This window comes from Streptomyces sp. WMMC500 (assembly GCF_027497195.1).
In the GTDB taxonomy this organism is placed as follows: domain Bacteria; phylum Actinomycetota; class Actinomycetes; order Streptomycetales; family Streptomycetaceae; genus Streptomyces.
Map to the genome: position 1 here is coordinate 4,165,001 of NZ_CP114905.1, position 15,752 is coordinate 4,180,752.

Genomic DNA, 15,752 nt, shown 5'->3' on the forward strand with positions numbered 1-15,752 from the left:
ACCTCAGACGCGGGTCCACGGTACGGTGGGGCGCGTGACAGTACCTACGCGCACCCAGCAGTGGTGGGCCGCCTGACGGCGGCCGACCTCGGGTGCGCGGGTGCGCGCGACTTCAACGGCCGCCGGTTCGGCGGCCGTTTCGCGTGCTCTCTCGCTCGCCGGCCGTCGATGCGGCGGTCTCCGGCAGAGGACGAGAGGGACGACGATGACGGCGTACGGATCGCGGGGCTCGCGGGTACGGATCTTCAGCGGGGTGAAGCCCACCGGGCATCTGACGCTCGGGAACTACCTGGGTGCCGTGCGGCGCTGGGTCGAGGTGGATCAGCATCGGGCCGACGCGCTGTTCTGCGTCGTCGACCTGCACGCCATGACCGTGTCGTACGAGCCCGCGCGGCTGCGGCGGCTGAGTCGGCAGGCCGCGCAACTGCTGCTGGCCGCGGGGCTCGATCCCGCGGTGTGCACCGTCTACGTGCAGAGTCACGTGGACGAGCATGCGCGGCTGTCCTACCTGCTGGAGTGCACGGCCGCGGACGGCGAGATGCGGCGGATGATCCAGTACAAGGAGAAGGCGGCGCGCGAGCGGGCCAGGGGCGGGAGCGTGCGGCTGTCGCTGCTGACGTACCCGGTGCTCATGGCCGCCGACATCCTCGCCTTCGGCTCCGACGAGGTGCCGGTCGGCGACGACCAGGCGCAGCACGTGGAGCTGGCGCGGGATCTGGCGCAGCGGTTCAACCAGCGCTTCGGGCGGGTGTTCACCGTGCCGCGGGTCACCCGGCCGGCGGTCGCCGCGCGGGTCATGAACCTGCAGGACCCGGCGGCGAAGATGGGCAAGTCCGACGACGGCGCCGCGGCGCGGGCCGGGATCGTGCATCTCCTCGACGAGCCCGACACCGTGCGGCGGAAGGTGATGCGGGCCGTGACGGACAGCCGGGCTGAGGTGACGTACGACCGGGAGGCGCAGCCGGGGGTGGCGAACCTGCTGGAGATCCTGGCCGGGTGCGGCGGGCGGAAGCCGGCGGAGCTGGCGGGTGAGTACACGTCGTACGGGCGGCTCAAGCGGGACACCGCCGAGGCGGTGGTGGAGATGCTGCGGCCGGTGCGAGAGCGGCATGCGGAGCTGAGTGCCGATCCGGCGTACGTCGAGGGCGTGCTGGCGCGCGGGGCGGAGCGTGCGCGGGGGATGGCGCGGCCGCGGGTGGACGCGGCCTATGCCGCGGCCGGGTTGCTGCCCGCGTTCGGTGCGGTCAGCCCGTCGGGCGGATCGTGACGCTGCCGTCCGCGGTGGTGGCCTTGATGCGGTGCGGGCTGGCGGGGTCGCGCGGGACGGTGACGTCGGTGCTGCCGTCGCGTACGTCGGTGCTGACCCGGTACGGCCCCTTCGGCACCTCCACCGTCACGCTGCCGTCGCGGGAGTCGGCGGTGACCTCGTCCGGGGTGGCGGCGAAGCCCAGGTGGAGGCTGCCGTCGCCGAGCGCGGCGGTGACGCGGGGGGCGGTGAGGTCCGTGGCGCGGACGGAGCCGTCGCGGGCGTCGAGGTCGACGGGGCCCGCCGCGCCCTCGATGCTGACGGAGCCGTCGCGGGCCTCGATGTTCAGGGGGCCGCCGGCGTCGGCTACCGCCACCGCGCCGTCGCCGCTGGTGATGTCGAGGCGGGTGTCGAAGCCGTTCGCCTCGATGCGGCCGTCGCTGCCGTCGATCTCGACGGCGAGGTGGCGCGGGATCTCGACGCGGTAGCGGGAGTCGCAGCTCACGACGACGCCGCTGCATGTGGTGCGGAAGTGCAGGGTGTCGCCGTCGGCCGACCACTCGGTGCCGACGTCGCCGTTCCACTTCTCCGCCTCGAACCAGCGGGTGACGTCGACCTCGCCGCCCTCGCGGTCGACCGGCACCAGTTCCACCGCGGTGTCGTCGGCGTCGATCGTGAGGGTGGTGGCGTCGTCGCCGATGCTGAAGGTGCGGTGCTCGGCCTTGCCGTCGCCGACCGCCTGGGTGCAGGCGGTCGCGGCGGCGGCGAGGGCCAGTGCGAGCGCGGGGGCGGCGAGGGCCGCGGGCTTCGGCTTCATGTCGTACGACGCTACGGGCGCGGGCGTCCGCGCCCCATCCTGCGGGCCACCGGGCGCGGGTGGGGGTAACCCCCGGGTGGGCGGCGGGCTACGGGTCGGCGTCGACCTTGTCCTTGTGGGAGAGGCGGCCGTCGGTGAAGCAGAGGCGGTAGGACGGGTCGAGGGTGAAGGGGGTGGTGCGGTAGATGAGGCAGTCGTCGGTGCCGGGCGGGTCGGCGGGGGCGGCCGGGGGGCGGGTGTTGACGTCGGCCTCGTAGGCGGGGAGGCGGCGTTCGACGGTGTCGCGGGACTGGCCTATGCGCAGCGTGTCGTAGGTGTCGGCGTCGAGGACGGAGCGGTGGGAGGTGTAGAGGTCGACGCCGAAGAGGAGCACGCCGAGGACGACGGTGCCGACGACCGGGATCCAGATCGCGTCGAGGATGCCGCGGCGCACACGGCGGCGCGCGGCGGCCAGTTCGCGCCGGGCGGCGTACTCGCGCGGTGGGGCGGGGGCGGCGCCGGGGGCGAGGGGGAGGCGGGCGGTGACGGCGAAGCCGCCGTCCACAGGCTGTGCACGGAGGGTGCCGCCGGCGAGGCGGACGCGCTCGTCGAGGCCGACGAGGCCGTAGCCGCCGGAGGTTTGCTGCGCTTTGGCCTCTTTCGCGTCTTTCAGTGTGGTCCGTGGCGGTGGGCCGTTGACGACGGTGACCTCGGCGTGGTCGGCGTCGTGGCGGAGGCGCACGGTCACCGGGGCGCCGGGGGCGTGCTTGGCGGCGTTGGTCAGGGCCTCCTGGACGACGCGGTGGATCGCCCGGTCGGCCGCCGGCGGGAGGGGGGTGGGGGCGGGTGCCGGTGTTGTCGGCGCCGGCGTTGCCGGGGCCGGGTCTCCCCGGCCGCCCGGGGGTTGGTCTTCGGCCGTGCGCGCGTCACGTTCCGCGTCGCGGGCGCGGTCCTCGTCCCGTACGAGCCGCACCCGCATGCCCGACGCCGCCGCCCGCCTGACCAGCTCCTCCACCCTGTCGTCCGCCGGGTGCACCGGCGCGCCCTCGTCGTCCTCGCGCAGCACGCCGATCACCTCCCGCAGCTTCTCGGTGGCCGTCGCCGCGGCCTCGCGCAGTTCGGCGGCCTCCTTGCGGGCGGCGGCGTCGAGGCCCGGGGCGACCTGGAGGGCTGCGGCGCGTACGGCGATGAGGGTCAGTTCGTGGCCGAGCGAGTCGTGCATGTCCCCGGCGATGCGGGAGCGCTCGCGCAGCCGGGTGCGGTCGGCGGTCAGCTCCTGCTCGCGCTCCAGCCGCTCGGCCAGCTCCCAGCCGGTGCCGACGAGCGCGGCGTGCTGGCGCGCGTACCGGCCGAGCAGCCACGGGAGCACCATCGCGAAGAGCACGGTGAGCACCAGCGTCGCCCAGCCGGAGAACGTCGCGCCGGGGACGGTGCGGGCGAGCACGAGGCCGGCCGCGGCGACCGCGCCGAAGAGCAGGAGTGCGCTGCGCGGGCGGTCCGTGCGGCGGCCGAGGAGGAAGGAGAGGGCGACCTGGGCGAGGACGAACTGGTTGGTGAACAGCTCGGGCGTCGCGGACAGCGCCAGCGCGGCGGGGACCGCCGCGGCGAGCAGGGGGCGGTGGCGGCCGACGGCGACGGCCAGGGCGAGGAGGGGGACGGCGGCGGCGCGAATCCAGCTCAGGTCGAGGCCGGCCACCTGCTCGGCGCCGGGGAGACCGCCGGCGGTGACGACGGGGAGGGAGAGGACCAGCCAGAGGAGGAGGTCGGCGGCCCGTTCGCTGCGCAGGACGCGGCGGAGGGTCCCGGTCGTGGTGGGGCGACGCCGCCCGGGCGGTTCGCGGTCGTCGTGGGGGCGGTCGTCCGCGGGGCGGTCCTCGTCGGGGCGGTCGGGGCGGCCGGGGCGGAGCCGGTCGGGCAGGGTGCGACGCGGGGTGCCGGGCAGCCGGTCGGTGCCGGTCATGCGGCCACGGTACGGCGGGCGGGGGCGGCCGGGCACCTGACGAAAGTCAGGGGGAGGTGCTGACTTCCGTGCGCGGTGGCGCGCGGGCCGCGTTCCTAGCGTGAGCGGCATGAACGACGCGATCATTCACGCCGTCGAGGGCGTGGTCAGCACCCCGTGGGTGTACGTGGCGCTCTTCGGCATCGCCGCGCTGGACGGCTTCTTCCCGGTGGTGCCGAGCGAGACGCTGGTGATCACCCTGGGGGTGTTCGCCGCGGCCGACGGGCAGCCGGACGCGGTGGCGGTGGCGGTGGTGGCGGCCCTGGGGGCGCTGACCGGGGATCACCTCTCCTATCTCATCGGCCGCCGCGCCGGGCCGCGGGTCTTCGAGCGGCTGCGGCCGGGGAGCCGGGCGCAGCGGGCGTACGAGCGGGTGGGGCGGATGCTGGCGGAGCGGGGCGGGCTCGTGCTCGTCGTGGCGCGCTACATCCCGGGCGGCCGGACGGCGGCGACGCTCACGACGGGGGCGACGGGCTTTCCGCGCCGGACGTTCACCCGGTACGCGGTCCTCGCGGCGGTGACCTGGGCGGCGTACGGGACGACGCTCGGCTACGCGGGCGGCGCGGCCTTCGAGGACGAGCCGCTGCGGGGGGTGGCGCTGGGGCTGGGGCTCGCGTTCGGGATCACGCTGCTGCACGAGGGCGTGCGGGCCCTGCGGCTCCGGCGCGCGCGTGGCGCCGGAGCGGCGCACCCGGCGGGTGGCGGACCGGGCGGTGCGGATGCGGCCTTCACGACGAGCGGGTCCGCGGACCGGTCGGAGGCTGCCGGGGGTCGGCCCGGAGCGGCGCGGGGACCGGAGGCGGTCGGCGCCGAGGGTGCCTACCGCGAGCCCTGTCCCGGAGCGGGCGACCCGTCCCCTCCGGCGTCCACCAAGCCCGCCTCGTAGGCGAGGATGGCGGCCTGGACCCGGTTCCTCAGCTCCAGGCGCGCCAGCACCTGGCTGACGTACGCCTTCACCGTGCCCTCCACCAGGTGCAGCCGCCCGGCTATCTCCGCGTTCGACAGTCCGGCGCCGACGAGCGCCAGCACCTCGCGCTCCCGCGGGGTGAGCGCCGCGGCGCGCTCGCGCGCCTCCTTCTCGCGGGTCAGCCGGCCGCCGCTGACCCGCTGGATGACGCGGCGGGCGACGTGGGGCGAGAGGTACGAGGCGCCGGAGGCGGCGGCGCGGACGGCGGCCATCAGCTCGTACGGATCACCGGACTTGAGCAGGAAGCCGGCGGCGCCGCTGTCGAGGGCGCCGGCGATGTACTCGTCCTCGGAGAACGTCGTGAGCATCACGACCGCCGTGCCCGGCGCGGCCCGGCGCAGCTCGGCGGCGGCGCCCAGGCCGTCGAGCACCGGCATGCGGATGTCGAGCAGGGCGACGTCGGGGCGGTGCCGCCGGGTCAGCTCGACGGCCTCGCGGCCGTCGCCGGCCTCGGCGACGACCTCGATGTCGGCCGCGGCGGCGAGGATGGCCCGGACGCCGCCGCGGACCATGGCCTCGTCGTCGGCGAGCAGGACCCGGATCGCGCCGGGCCCGGAAGCGGTCGGCCCGGGCGGCGGCTGCGCTGTCATCCCCGGCTCCCCTACGTGCGCTTGGCGCCGGCGGCCGGGCCCGTGCCCAGCTCTCTGCTGCGGTCGCGGGCCGCTTCGATCGCCGCGATCAGGGCCGCCCGCACGCCGTGGTTCTCCAGCTCGCGGATCGCGTTGATCGTCGTCCCCGCCGGGGACGTGACCGCCTCGCGGAGCTTGACCGGGTGCTCGCCGCTGTCGCGCAGCATGACCGCCGCGCCGATGGCGGCCTGCACGATGAGGTCGTGGGCCTTCTCGCGCGGCAGGCCCAGGAGGATCCCGGCGTCGGTCATGGCCTCGACGAGGAAGTAGAAGTACGCCGGGCCGGAGCCGGACAGGGCCGTTGCGGCGTCCTGCTGCGCCTCGGGGACGCGCAGCGTCTTGCCGACGGGCTGGAAGATCTCCTCGGTCCTCACCAGGTGCTGCTCCGCGGCGTGCTTGCCCGCGGAGATGACGCACATGCCCTCGTCCACGAGCACCGGCGTGTTCGGCATGACGCGGACCACCGGCACGCCCTCCGGCAGCCGCTCCTCGAAGAAGCCCGTGGGGATGCCGGCCGCGGCGGAGACGACCAGGCGGTCCGCCGGCATGTGCGGCGCGAGGTCGTCCAGCAGCGTGCCCATGTCCTGCGGCTTGACGGTGAGGATGAGGGTGTCGGCGCGCTTGGCGGCGTCGCCGTTGGAGACGGGCTCCACGCCGTAGCGACCGCGGAGCTCCTCGGCGCGGTCGGGGCGGCGGGCGGTCACGAGCAGGTCGCCGGGCGACCAGCCGGCGCGGATCATGCCGGAGAGCAGCGCCTCGCCGATCTTTCCGGCGCCGAGTACGGCGACTTTCTGGGTCATGCCGTCCATCCTCGCACCGCGCCCCGACAGCCCGCGAAGTTATCCACAGGCCGGACCGCCGGCGGTCGAGCGGCGGCGGGTCGAGCGGCGGCCGGTCCTGGCCCGGCGCCCGCTCACGCCGTACGCCGCCGGAGCGTCGCCGCGCCGAGGCCCAGCACCAGCAGCGCGCACCCGCCGACGACCGCGAGGTCGCGGAAGAAGTCGGCGGTGACCCCGTCGCTCCGCAGCACCTCGTTCATCGCGTCCACGGCGTACGACATCGGCAGCACGTCGGAGATCGCCTCCAGCACCGGCTGCATCGAGTCGCGCGGCGCGAACAGCCCGCACAGCAGCACCTGCGGGAAGATCACCGCGGGCAGGAACTGCACCGCCTGGAACTCGGTCGCCGCGAACGCCGACACGAACAGCCCGAGCGCCGTGCCCAGCAGCGCGTCCAGCAGCGCGACGACGAGCAGCAGCCACGGCGACCCGGCGACGCCCAGGTCCAGGAACCACACCGCGAGCCCGGTGGCCAGCGCCGCCTGGACGGTGGCCAGGGCGCCGAAGGCGAGGGCGTAGCCGAGGATCATGTCGCCCTTGCCGAGGGGCATGGCCAGCAGCCGCTCCAGCGTGCCGGAGGTGCGTTCGCGCAGGGTGGCGATGGAGGTCACCAGGAACATGGTGATCAGCGGGAAGATGCCGAGCAGCGAGGCGCCGATGGAGTCGAAGGTGCGCTCGTCGCCTTCGAAGACCCAGTGGAGCAGCGCCATCATGACCGGTGGCACGCCCAGGATCAGGCCGATGGTGCGGCGGTCGTGGCCGAGCTGCCGCAGGACGCGGCGCGTGGTGGCGAGGGTGCGGGTGACGTTCACGGCGCGGCCTCCTCGCGCTCGCCGTGCCGCCTCTCCCGCTGCTCCTCCCGCCGCCGTTCCTCCTCCTGCTCCTTCTGCCGCTCCGCGTCCACGAGCCGCAGGAACGCCTCCTCCACGCTGTCCCTTCCGACCCGCTCACGCAGCCCGTCGGGGGTGTCGTCGGCGAGGATCCGCCCGGCGCGCATGAGCATCAGCCGCTCGCAGCGCTCCGCCTCGTCCATCACGTGCGACGAGACGAGCAGCGTGGCGCCCCGCGCGGCGATCTCGTGGAACAGCCGCCACAGGTCGCGCCGCAGGACGGGGTCGAGGCCGACGGTCGGCTCGTCGAGCACCAGCAGCTCCGGGCTGCCGAGGAGGGCGACGGCGAGGGAGACGCGGGAGAGCTGGCCGCCGGAGAGGCGGCCGGCGAGCCTGTCGCCGTGGTCGGTGAGGTCGACGTCGGCGAGGGCGCGCTCGACCTGGGCGCGGCGTTCGGCGTGGCCGGCGCGGGGTTCGAGGACGGCGGCGAAGTAGTCGAGGTTCTGCCGGGCGGTGAGGTCGCGGTAGACGGACGGCTCCTGGGTGAGGTAGCCGATGCGGTGGCGCAGGCCGGCGGCGCCGGCGGGTTCGCCGAGCACGTCGAGGGTGCCGGTGACGCGCGCCTGGGTGCCGACGACGGCGCGCATGAGGGTGGTCTTGCCGCAGCCGGAGGGGCCGAGGAGGCCGGTGACCTGGCCGCGCGGGACGTCGAAGTCGAGATCGTGGAGCACGGTGGTGCCGCCGCGGACCACGGTCAGCCCGCGGGCGTGGACGGCGCCAGGGCTCGTAGTGCTCATCTGCTGAACATCCGGTGGGTCGGGAGCGCTGTCAAGCGGGGCGGGGGGCGCCCGGTGGGCCGGGTGCCCCCTGCTTCCCGTACGAACCGCGCCCTTCAGGCCCGTACGCGGTCCGCCTCCGGCAACGCGGCCTCCGCACCGCCCGGCGCCGCCGCCCGCCGCGTCTCCTGTCGGAACAGCGCGCCCGGCCACCACGTCCACCGTCCCAGGTCGAGCGCCAGCGCCGGCACCATGACCGTACGGACGAGGAACGTGTCCAGCAGCACGCCCACCCCGACCAGCACGCCCAACTGCGCCATCGTCACCAGCGGCAGCCCGGCGAAGACCGAGAACGTCGCGGCCAGCACGATGCCCGCCGAGGTGATCACGCCGCCGGTCGACGTCAGGCCGGTGACGACGCCCTGCGCGTGGCCGTGGCGCGCGACCTCCTCCCTGACCCGGGTGACGAGGAAGATGTTGTAGTCGATGCCGAGCGCGGTCAGGAACACGAAGCCCATCAGGGGGATCGACCAGTCGACCGCGGCGAAGTCGAAGACGCGGTCGAAGAGCAGGTACGAGGCGCCCAGCGCGGCGACGTTCGACAGGACGGCGGTGGCGAGCAGCACCAGCGGGGCCACCAGCGCGCGGAGGAGCCCGATCAGCACCAGGAAGACCACCAGCAGCACGATCGGCACGACCACCCGCAGGTCGCGGCCGGCCGCCCGCTGGGTGTCGAGCGACTCCGCCGTCGTGCCGCCGACCAGCGCGTCCGCCCCCTCGACGGCGCCGACGGCGGCGCGCAGGGCGTCGACCGTGTCCTTGGCCGCGTCGGAGTCGGGTGCGTCGTCGAGGGTGACGCGCAGGGCGGCCAGGTCGCGGGTCGTCTCGCCGTCCGCCACCCCTGCCACGCCGTCGACCTTCGCGACCGCGGCCCGTACGGCGTCCTTCGCGGCGGCGTTCGTGACGATGTCGGCCGGGTCGGAGGCGCCGGAGGGGTAGTGCGCGGAGATGCGCTCCTGGGCGACGACCGACTCGGGCTTGTCCTGGAACAGCTCCGACTGCTTCAGCCCGAAGTCCATGCCCACGACGCCGAACGCGAGCAGAGCCGTCACGCCGAGCGACATCAGCCACGACCAGCGCGGCCGGCGCGCGACCGCGGCGCCGATCCGCGCCCACACCGTGCGGTGCCCGTGCGCGGGGGTGCCGTGGCGCGGCACGAACGGCCAGAAGACCCAGCGGCCGACGATCACCAGCAGCGCCGGCAGCACCGTGACCAGCGCGAGGAACGCGCACACCGCGCCGACCGCGCCGACCAGGCCGAGGGAGCGGGAGGAGCTGATGTCGGCGAAGTACAGGCAGGACAGGCCGACCGCGATGGTGGCGGCGGAGGCGAGGATCGCGGGGAAGCAGCGGCGCAGCGCCAGTTGCATGGCCTCGTGGCGGTCCTCGTGGCGGTGCAGCTCCTCGCGGTAGCGGGCGATGAGCAGCAGCGCGTAGTCCGTGCCGACGCCGAAGACGAGGACCATCAGGATCCCGGCGGCCTGCGGGTCGACCGGCAGGGAGGCGTGTTCGGCGAGGAGGTAGGTGCCGGCCTGGGTGAGGACGGCGGCGAAGCCGACCGCCAGCACGGGGAAGAGCCACAGCAGGGGGCTGCGGTACGTCAGCAGCAGGAGGACGGTGACGACGGCGAGGGTCGCGAGCATCAGCGTCGCGTCGAGGGAGTCGAAGACGGCGACGGAGTCGGCGAGGGAGGCCGCGGGGCCGCCCACCCGCACGTCGACTCCCGGCGGTGCGCCCTCGGCGGCCACGTCGCGGACGGCGTCGACGGTGTCGCCGAGGTCCTCCTCGTCGGTGAGCGGCACGACGGTCATCAGCGCGCCGCCGTCGTCGGACGGGACCGGCGGGGTCACGCGCTCGCCTTCGGCGACGTACGGCGCGAACGCCCGCACGTCGGCCGCCGCCTCGTCCCTCCCGGCCGCCGTCATCGCGCCGTCCGGCACGCTGTAGACGGCGACGGCGGGCATGATCTCGTCGTCGGGATCGCCGCGGAACTTCTCCAGCGCCGTGTTCAGCTCGGCGGACTCGGCGCTGCGCGGCAGGAAGGCGTTGGGGCCGGTGTCCTCGACGTCGCCGAGCTTGCCGGCCAGCGGGCCGAGCGCGACGAGGAGGAGTATCCAGGCGGCCAGTACGAGCCATTTCGTGCGGCGTCCTCCGGGGGCAGCCACGAGCTGCTTGATCCGAGCGGACATGGGATGGTCTCCTTCAACAGAAGTGAATCGGGCGCACGACGGGCCCGCACCGCGGCCGCTGTGGTTTGCCGACCAGGCCGTGGCGCGGGGGTGTGCCGGGGATTGCTTCGTCCTCGTACGGGCCGGAAGTTGCCGCTTCCGGCCCGTACGCGTCGCTCGCTACTCGATCTCGCGCATCATCTTCTCCATCGAGCTGATGGAGCGCCGCGCCTCGGTCAGCTCGTCGATGCTGCGGCGGTGCAGTTCGAGGTTGTCCTCCAGCAACTGCTGGTACTTGACGACCAGTTGCCGGTACTGCTCCTCGCGGGCGGCGAGCATCTTGGCCCGCCAGGTGGCGGCGATCTGCCAGACCACCACGATCAGCAGCGCGAAGAACCCGGCCGCGCCGACCGCGCCGACCACGGCACCGACCGTATCGCCGCTGTCGGCGAGGTGCACCGTCTGCTCGTTCATCTGGTTTCTTCCTTCACCGTCGGGGGCTTCCCGGTGCCGGTCTGGTCCTTCCCGGGCGGCGGGCCTTCCGGCTCACCGTCACCGTCGCCGAGGGTGCGGGCGGCCTCCCCGATCAGCCCGGGAGTCAGCTCGTACCGGAACGAGACCACCTCGTAGAACTTCATCGCCTTGCCGTCCTCGGACAGCTCCAGCGAGCCGGTGATCAGGCCCGCGGCCTCCAGCCGCTGCAGGTGCATGTGCAGCAGCGGGCGGCTCATGCCGATCTCGCGGGCCAGCCGGCTGACGTAGTTCCGGCCCTCGTGCAGCGCGGCGACGATCCGCAGGCGGTGCGGATTGCCGAGCGCCGCGAAGACCTTGAGGAGTTCGTCCCCGGTGGGGGCCGGAGCGGGCGTCCGTGCCATCTGCGGCCCCTTCGTGCGTCGGTGTGTCAGTCAAAGCTGACAGGTGTCGCGCACACCTGTCAAAGAAACCTGACACATGTCCGGGACCTCTGGGGGTGACCCCGGGCGGAGCTCAGGGTTTCCCCTGAGAAGCCCGGCGGGAGGCCAGGCCGAAGAGGGCGAGCGCCACGCCCTGCGCCGCCGCCGCGCCGGCCGGGAGCGCGCCGCTGCCGTAGGCGTCGAGGAGCACGCCGCCGACCGCGCCGCCGGCGGCGACGCCGAGGTAGACGGCGCTGCTGTTGAGCGCGAGGGCCTGCGCGCCGGCCGGGCCGGCGAGGCGGAGCAGCCGGGCGCTGGCGGCCGGGGGGATCCACCAGGCCGCCGCGGACCACAGCAGCAGCAGCGGCACGACCAGCACCAGCGGCGCGGGGCGCAGCGGCCAGCAGGCGAGGAGCCCGAGCATCACCAGTGCGAACGCCCCGCAGCCCATCAGCAGCGCGCGCTCCGCGCCCCATCTGTCGGCGGCAGGGCCACCGAGCTGGCTGCCCACGATGCCGGCGAGGCCGGCCAGCACGAAGACGACCCCGAGCCCCGTGGGGCCGATGCCGGCGAGGTCGCGGAGGTAGACGGCGAGGTAGGTGACCACCATCAGGTTGCCGAGGACGGCGACGGCGGTGGCGGCGAGGCCGACGAGCAGCGCGGGGCGGGCCAGCGGGGTCAGCCGGTCGGCCAGGCGCAGGGCCTGGCCGCGGGGCGGCTCGGGCAGGGTCGCGTACAGGGCGGCGAGGGAGGCGACGCCCAGGAGGCCGCCGAGCACGAACGCGCCCTGCCAGCCCGCGACCGCGCCGACCCAGGTGCCCAGCGGCACGCCGAGCAGCAGCGACGTGGTCAGTCCTGCGAAGACCGTGCCCATGTAGCGGCCCTGCCGCTCCGGCGGTGCGAGGGCCGCGGCGGCGCCGAGCGCGCCCGGGACCACGATGGCGGCGGCGAGCGCGGCGACCACGCGCAGCGCCATCAGGACGGGGAAGGAGGCGACGAGCGGCATGGCGAAGTTCGCGGCGGCGAACACCGCGAGGGCGACGGTGAACAGGGGCCGGCGGGGCCAGGTCGCGGTGACCACGGAGGCGACCGGGGCGGCGAGCGCGAGTACCAGGGAGAAGACGGTGACGAGTTGCCCGACCGCGGCCTCGGAGACGTCCAGGTCGTCGGCGATGCCGGGGAGTACGCCCGCGACCAGGTAGTCGTCGGTGGAGAATGTGAAGGTCGTCAGCGTGAGCGCGATCAGCCAGCCCGGCAGGGAGCGGCGGAGGAGGGTGTGCTGCGGGGAGGGATTCTCGTCCATGCCGTTAAGGTAACAGTCGTTACCCTAACGGCGTCCACCGGTTTCCCCGCCCTGCGCGTACGTGCCTGCCCGGGCGCGTGCGTACGCGGACGGCCGGACGACCCGTACCAGGAGAGCCATGCCCAGACCCGCCGACCCGGCCCGCAAGACCGCCCTGCTCGACTCGGTCGTCGACTACCTCGTGGACCACGGGCTCGCCACCCTCTCGATGCGGCCGCTGGCCAAGGAGCTGGGGCAGAGCACGCGCGTGCTCACGCACCACTTCGCCGACAAGGCCGACCTGCTGGCCGCCACGCTGACGCGGCTGGACGAGCGGCAGCGGGAGTGGCTGGCCGGGCTGCCGGGCGCGGACGGCGCGATGGGCATGGGCGAGGTCGTCCGGGCCACGTGGGAGTACCACCTCACGCCGGAGCACCTGCCGCTCACCCGGCTCATCCACGAGATCGAGGGGCTCGCCGCCGGCGACCGGCTCGGCGGCGCGACGTCGCGGCTGCTGGCGGACCGGGTGGAGTTCGTCGCGGGCTGGTTCCGCGACCGGGGCGTGCCGGCGGAGGCGGCGACGGGCTACGCGACGCTGCTCAACGCGGCCTTCGCGGGGCTGCAGATCGACATGCTCAACACCGGCGACCGGTTGCGCACCACGGCGGCGGTGCACCGGCTGGCGGACCTGGCGGACGGGTGGGTGGCCGCGTACGCGGGGGCGAGGGAGGGGGCGTAGAGCGCGGGCGCCGGTGCCGCGGTCAGCGGCGCTTCTTGCGCTTGCGCTTCGCCGGGTTGCCCGTACGGGACGAGCGCCGGCGCGCGTGCCGTTCCAGCCGGTCCTCGTAGTCCCTGCGCAGCATCCCCTCGCCCGGGGCCTCGACGAAGCTCCGCACCGTGTACGCCAGCAGCACGCCGACGAAGCCGATGACCCGGATCGGGCGGAACGAGCTGTCGGCAGGTCCCGCCTCGTGTGCGCGGCTGAAGCCGTTCAGGGTGCGGGTGAAGGCCAGCGAACTGCAGACCGCGAAGGCGACGAGCATCAGCAGTTGTATGAGGCCGCCGCTGTCGGCGAGCCGCAGTCCGTTGTACGACAGCGCCAGCACGAACGCGCCGCCGGCGGCCAGCGCGAGCGCCAGGACGGCGATGCCGACGCGGCGGGCCCAGTAGCCGCCCGAGCGGTCGACCCAGGTGGTGCCGAAGAACCGCAGGGGCTCGGGCAGGGGCGCGCCATCGGTGCTCTCGGGCTGCTGCTTGTCGGTCACGCACCCGATTATCGCGGAGCGTTCCGCGGCGCGTCTCCACCCCCCGTACCGAGGGCGGCGCGGGACGGACCGCGCGGCGCTACGGGCCGGCAGCCGCGCTGCGGCCCGGCCCGCCGCGCCGCGGACGGTGCCCGCGCCGCGCTCAGCCCTCCAGCTTGCTGACGTCCCGCACCGCGCCCTTGTCGGCGCTGGTCGCCATCGCCGCGTACGCCCGCAGGGCCGTGGACACCTTGCGCTCGCGGCTCTTCGGCACGTACCGCCCGCCGAGGGCCGCGCGGCGCTCGGCGAGCGTCTGCTCGTCGACCCGCAGCTCGATGCTGCGGTTCGGGATGTCGATACGGATCAGGTCACCGTCCTCGACCAGCGCGATCGCGCCGCCCGCCGCCGCCTCCGGGGAGGCGTGGCCGATGGACAGCCCCGACGTCCCGCCGGAGAAGCGGCCGTCGGTGACCAGCGCGCACGCCTTGCCCAGGCCGCGGCCCTTGAGGAACGACGTCGGGTACAGCATCTCCTGCATGCCGGGGCCGCCCTTGGGGCCCTCGTACCGGATGACGACGACGTCGCCCTCCTTGACCTGCTTGCCGAGGATCTTGTCGCACGCCTCCTCCTGCGACTCGCAGACGACGGCCGGGCCCTCGAAGGTGAGGATGGAGGCGTCGACGCCCGCGGTCTTCACCACGGCGCCGTCCGCCGCGATGTTGCCCTTGAGCACCGCCAGCCCGCCCTCCTTGGTGTACGCGTGCTCCAGGGAGCGGATGCAGCCGCCCTCGGCGTCGGTGTCCAAGGACTCCCAGCGCTCGGACTGCGAGAACGCCGTCGCCGACCGCTCGCAGCCGGGCGCCGCGTGCCACAGCTCGACGGCCTCGGGCGACGGGGAGCCGCCGCGGACGTCCCACCGCTTGAGCCAGTCCGCGAGCGAGTCAGCGTGCACGGCGTGCACGTCCTCGTTCAGCAGGCCGGCGCGGTACAGCTCGCCGAGGATGGCGGGGATGCCGCCGGCGCGGTGCACGTCCTCCATGTAGTACGTCCCGGAGGGCGCGACGTTCGGCGCCACCTTGGCCAGGCACGGCACCCGGCGGGAGACGGCGTCGATGTCCGCAAGACCGTAGTCGAGGCCGGCCTCCTGGGCGGCGGCCAGCAGGTGCAGGATCGTGTTCGTCGAGCCGCCCATGGCGATGTCGAGGGCCATGGCGTTCTCGAAGGCGCTGCGGCTCGCGACGTTGCGCGGGAGGACCGTCTCGTCGTCCTGCTCGTAGTACCGCGTGGTCAGCTCGACGACCGTGCGGCCCGCGGCCTCGTACAGCGCCCGGCGGGCGGTGTGCGTGGCGAGCACCGAGCCGTTGCCCGGCAGGGAGAGGCCCATGGCCTCGGTCAGGCAGTTCATCGAGTTGGCGGTGAACATGCCGGAACACGAGCCGCAGGTGGGACAGGCGTTCTCCTCGATGCGCAGCACGTCGGCGTCGGAGACGCTGTCGTTCGCCGCGTCCACCATGGCGTCGATCAGGTCGAGCTTGCGGACCGTGCCGTCCACGAGGGTGGCGCGGCCGGCCTCCATGGGGCCGCCGGAGACGAAGACCGTCGGGATGTTCAGCCGGAGGGCGGCCATCAGCATCCCGGGGGTGATCTTGTCGCAGTTGGAGATGCAGACCAGGGCGTCGGCGCAGTGCGCCTCCACCATGTACTCCACGGAGTCGGCGATGAGGTCGCGCGAGGGCAGGCTGTAGAGCATCCCGCCGTGGCCCATGGCGATGCCGTCGTCCACCGCGATCGTGTCGAACTCGCGCGGCACCGCGCCGGCGGCCTTGACCGCCTCGGAGACGATGCGGCCGACGGGCGCCAGGTGCGTGTGGCCGGGGACGAACTCGGTGAAGCTGTTGGCGACCGCGACGACCGGCTTCCCGATGTCCTCGTTCGCTACGCCCGAGGCGCGCATGAGGGCGCGGGCACCCGCCATGTTGCGACCGTGGGTGACGGTACGGGACCTCAGCGCGGGCATGTTTCC

General features: G+C 74.5%; 15 protein-coding genes. 3 read left to right on the forward strand and 12 right to left on the reverse strand.

The window, feature by feature from the left end; all coding sequences use genetic code 11:
* Window positions 1–205: 205 nt before the first annotated feature.
* Window positions 206–1,267, forward strand: coding sequence for a tryptophan--tRNA ligase (gene trpS, locus O7599_RS17755; protein ID WP_281623127.1), 1,062 nt, complete (start codon window positions 206–208; stop codon window positions 1,265–1,267).
* Here the strand turns inward: trpS and O7599_RS17760 are convergent.
* Window positions 1,245–2,063, reverse strand: coding sequence for a DUF4097 family beta strand repeat-containing protein (locus O7599_RS17760; protein ID WP_281623128.1), 819 nt, complete (start codon window positions 2,061–2,063; stop codon window positions 1,245–1,247). The genes trpS and O7599_RS17760 overlap by 23 nt on opposite strands.
* 88 nt (window positions 2,064–2,151) lie before the next feature.
* Window positions 2,152–4,002 carry a histidine kinase gene (locus O7599_RS17765; protein WP_281623129.1) on the reverse strand — a complete coding sequence of 617 codons (1,851 nt, stop codon included), beginning with the start codon at window positions 4,000–4,002 and terminating at the stop codon, window positions 2,152–2,154.
* 109 nt (window positions 4,003–4,111) lie between these two features.
* Between O7599_RS17765 and O7599_RS17770 the strand changes: the two genes are divergently transcribed.
* Window positions 4,112–4,927, forward strand: a complete 816-nt coding sequence (locus tag O7599_RS17770) for a DedA family protein (protein ID WP_281623130.1) — start codon at window positions 4,112–4,114, stop codon at window positions 4,925–4,927.
* On the opposite strand, the gene O7599_RS17775 is transcribed toward O7599_RS17770, so the two are convergent.
* The 8 genes from O7599_RS17775 to O7599_RS17810 all read right to left on the reverse strand — a co-directional run bounded on the left by O7599_RS17775 (window position 4,861) and on the right by O7599_RS17810 (window position 12,506).
* Window positions 4,861–5,598: a response regulator transcription factor gene (locus O7599_RS17775; protein WP_281623131.1), complete on the reverse strand. Its 738-nt coding sequence runs from the start codon at window positions 5,596–5,598 to the stop codon at window positions 4,861–4,863. The two genes, O7599_RS17770 and O7599_RS17775, sit on opposite strands and share 67 nt — an antisense overlap.
* An 11-nt stretch (window positions 5,599–5,609) precedes the next feature.
* Window positions 5,610–6,437 (reverse strand): pyrroline-5-carboxylate reductase, encoded by an 828-nt coding sequence (gene proC, locus O7599_RS17780; RefSeq protein WP_281623132.1) that lies wholly within the window; start codon window positions 6,435–6,437, stop codon window positions 5,610–5,612.
* Window positions 6,438–6,550: 113 nt separating this feature from the next.
* A complete protein-coding gene (locus O7599_RS17785; protein ID WP_281623133.1) occupies window positions 6,551–7,288 on the reverse strand; it encodes an ABC transporter permease in 738 nt (245 codons plus the stop codon).
* A complete protein-coding gene (locus tag O7599_RS17790; RefSeq protein WP_281623134.1) occupies window positions 7,285–8,103 on the reverse strand; it encodes an ABC transporter ATP-binding protein in 819 nt (272 codons plus the stop codon). The genes O7599_RS17785 and O7599_RS17790 overlap by 4 nt, the downstream gene beginning before the upstream one ends.
* Window positions 8,104–8,198: 95 nt before the next feature.
* On the reverse strand, window positions 8,199–10,331 hold the full coding sequence (locus O7599_RS17795) for an MMPL family transporter (protein ID WP_281623135.1): 2,133 nt from the start codon (window positions 10,329–10,331) through the stop codon (window positions 8,199–8,201).
* 159 nt (window positions 10,332–10,490) lie between these two features.
* Complete coding sequence (locus O7599_RS17800) at window positions 10,491–10,784, reverse strand: hypothetical protein (protein ID WP_281623136.1); 294 nt, start codon at window positions 10,782–10,784, stop codon at window positions 10,491–10,493.
* Window positions 10,781–11,185: a winged helix-turn-helix domain-containing protein gene (locus O7599_RS17805; RefSeq protein ID WP_281623137.1), complete on the reverse strand. Its 405-nt coding sequence runs from the start codon at window positions 11,183–11,185 to the stop codon at window positions 10,781–10,783. The genes O7599_RS17800 and O7599_RS17805 overlap by 4 nt, the downstream gene beginning before the upstream one ends.
* A 112-nt stretch (window positions 11,186–11,297) precedes the next feature.
* A complete protein-coding gene (locus O7599_RS17810; protein ID WP_281623138.1) occupies window positions 11,298–12,506 on the reverse strand; it encodes an MFS transporter in 1,209 nt (402 codons plus the stop codon).
* A 118-nt stretch (window positions 12,507–12,624) separates the two neighbouring features.
* Between O7599_RS17810 and O7599_RS17815 the strand changes: the two genes are divergently transcribed.
* The gene (locus O7599_RS17815) at window positions 12,625–13,224 is read left to right on the forward strand and encodes a TetR/AcrR family transcriptional regulator (protein WP_281623139.1); all 600 of its coding nucleotides are present in this window, start codon (window positions 12,625–12,627) and stop codon (window positions 13,222–13,224) included.
* A gap of 22 nt (window positions 13,225–13,246) precedes the next feature.
* Here O7599_RS17815 and O7599_RS17820 read toward each other — a convergent pair whose 3' ends face one another.
* Window positions 13,247–13,750, reverse strand: a complete 504-nt coding sequence (locus O7599_RS17820) for a hypothetical protein (RefSeq protein WP_281623140.1) — start codon at window positions 13,748–13,750, stop codon at window positions 13,247–13,249.
* Window positions 13,751–13,892: 142 nt separating this feature from the next.
* The gene (gene ilvD / locus O7599_RS17825) at window positions 13,893–15,746 is read right to left on the reverse strand and encodes a dihydroxy-acid dehydratase (protein WP_281623141.1); all 1,854 of its coding nucleotides are present in this window, start codon (window positions 15,744–15,746) and stop codon (window positions 13,893–13,895) included.
* Window positions 15,747–15,752: the final 6 nt, after the last annotated feature.